At 76.6% G+C, this 2,521-nt stretch carries 2 protein-coding genes; one reads left to right on the top strand and one right to left on the bottom strand.

Annotated elements, in window-relative coordinates; genetic code table 11:
• Nucleotides 1-1,434 (top strand): PH domain-containing protein (locus F8274_RS30440; protein WP_225854049.1); only part of this gene is annotated, 1,434 nt, incomplete at its 5' end.
• Nucleotides 1,435-1,483: 49 nt separating this feature from the next.
• Here F8274_RS30440 and F8274_RS30435 read toward each other — a convergent pair.
• Nucleotides 1,484-2,521: phosphatase PAP2 family protein (locus tag F8274_RS30435; protein WP_225854048.1), on the bottom strand; the 1,038-nt coding region annotated here is incomplete at its 5' end.

Genomic DNA, 2,521 nt, shown 5'->3' with positions numbered 1-2,521 from the left:
GGTGGTGCGCCCGGCCACCGGCCGCCCGCACCACCACCCGGGTACGGGCCACCCGCGCCGCCGGGAGCGGGCCCATGGGGACCGCCCGCGACGAACGTGCCGGGGGCTGCGCAACGCGCCGGGGAGGAGCCGCGGCAGCGGTTGCACCCGCTGAGCCCGGCGCTGCACGGCGCGAAGTCGCTGGTCGTGGTGATCGCCGGCCTGTCCTGGTCGACGCTGTCCCGGGTCGGCTTCGGCTGGTTCGCCGCGCTGGTCGCGGTCTTCGTCCTCGGCGCCACCGTGCTCTCGGTGATCAGCTGGTGGAACACCGGCTACCACGTGGTGGGGCGCGAGCTGCGGGTGCACGAGGGGCTGCTCTGGCGGCGTACCCGCGCGATCCCGCTGGAGCGGCTGCAGGCGGTCGAGGTGGTCCGACCGCTGCTCGCGCAGCTCACCGGGCTGGCCGAGCTGCGGCTGGAGGTGGTCGGCGGCGGCAAGACGGAGGCGCCGCTGGCGTACCTGAGCGTGGCCGAGGCGACGGCGCTGCGGCACCGGCTGCTCGCCGTGGCCGGCCGCGCCCCCGAGGCCGCCCCGACCGCCGCCGGCGTGCCGCCCGCGGCCGCCCCGGCCGGGCGGCGGCTGCACCACGTCCGCAACCGCGACCTGCTGGTCAGCCAGCTGCTCACCCCGCAGGCGTTCCTGCTCCCGTTCGGTCTGGCGTTCGTGGTGGCGCAGTTCGTCTCCGAGGGGTCCTGGTCGTTCATCGCGGTGGCCAGCACGCTGACCGCCATGGCCGGCGTGCTGCTGCAACCGGTCCGCCGGGTGCTCGACGACTGGAGCTTCCGGCTCGACCGGGACGGCGGCACGCTGCGGGTGCGCAACGGGCTGCTGGAGACCCGGGTGCAGACCGTGCCGCTGCACCGGGTGCAGACCGTCGGGGTGACCTGGCCGCTGCTCTGGCGGATGAAGGGCTGGCTGCGGCTGCGGCTGGAGGTGGCCGGCTACTCGGGCGCCGAGCCGGACGACCGCAACCGCCCGGACCGGCTGCTGCCGGTCGGCGACGCGCCCACCGGCGAGCTGGTCGTCGCCGAGGTGCTCCCCGGCGTCCGGCTGGGCGCGCTGCCCGCCACGCTGCCGCCCCGGCGGGCCCGCTGGCTGCGCCCGCTGAGCCGGGCGAGGGTCGGCGCCGGCCTCGACGAGCAGGTCTTCGTGGCGCGGTCCGGGCTGCTGACCCGCCGGTTGACGCTGGTGCCGTACGCCCGGATCCAGAGCGTGCGGGTGACCCAGGGCCCGGCGCAGCGACGGCTGCGGCTGGCCACCGTGCACGCGGACACCGCCGGCGGCTCGGGCGCGGCCGCGCTGGACCGGGACCTGGGCGAGGCGTGGGAGCTGGCGGCGGAGCTGACCGCGCGGGCGCACGCGGCCCGGCGGAGCGGCCGGGGCCGGCCGGGCTGAGCCGGCCGGTCAGCTCTCCGCGGGCATCACGCCGGGCTGGCCCGGCCGGTCAGCGCTCCGCGGGCACCGTGGCCGGGTCGGCGTCGGCCGCCCGGATCGGGTGGACGGCGGGCCGGGTCGGCGCGGCGGCAGGGGCCGCCTCCGTCGCCGGGGCGAGCGCGGCGCGGCGGGCCCGGCGGGCCGCCCACCAGCGCTCGGCCAGCCCGACCACCAGGAAGGTCAGGCCGACGTACGCCCAGCCGACCAGCACGTCGATCAGGTAGTGCTCGCCGCTGTAGATCAGCGTGAAGGTCATCGCCAGCGGGTACGCGAGCAGCAGCGGCCACCAGCGCTTCCGCGTCGCGCGCAGGAAGAACAGGACCACGAACAGGGCGAACGCGGTGTGCAGCGACGGCATGGCGGCCACCGGGTTGGCGGCGATCTGGCCGGCGTTGAGCAGGTTGCCCGCGCCGTGCATGCCGATCTCCTTCCAGCCCCGGGTGGAGATCCGTGCGACGTCGGAGATCAGCCCGTTCTGGGCGGCCCACCACGGCGGGGCGGCCGGGTAGATGAAGTAGGTGGCCAGCCCGGCCGCGCAGAGGAAGCCCCACCGCCGCATGTACGCGCCCCAGCGCGCGCGGTTCCGCATCCAGAGCACCGCGGCGGCGGCGAGCGTCGCCACGAAGTGCGAGAAGTAGATCCAGCTCACCGCCACGTCCCACCAGTGCACCTGGTCGGGCCGGTAGAGGTGCTCCTGGAGCCAGATCGTGGGCACCTCCCCGCCGGTGGCCCAACCGGTCAGGAAGCGGTCGGCGACGACCAGCTCCATGGCGTGCGGCGTCGCACCGTTGTCGGCGAACCCCCGGGAGAGGTTGTACGCGGCCAGCAGCAGCACCACCGGGATCCAGTCCCGGGCGAAGCGCAGGTGACTGCGCCACGGGCGGGTGGAGTGCCAGGCGATGGTGCCCGCCCAGATCCAGAGGAACGCGTACGCCGGGTCGGTCGGCAGGCCGATGGCGAGCCAGGCCGCCACGAAGGCGATGCCCCAGATCGCCATCGCCACCACGCGACGGCGCCCGCCGTCGGGGGACGCGGTCGGTCCGGCGGG

The sequence above is a fragment of the Micromonospora sp. AMSO31t genome (genome assembly GCF_008868175.1).
Taxonomy (GTDB): Bacteria; Actinomycetota; Actinomycetes; order Mycobacteriales; family Micromonosporaceae; genus Micromonospora.
This window is presented reverse-complemented; position numbering and strand designations above follow the sequence as displayed.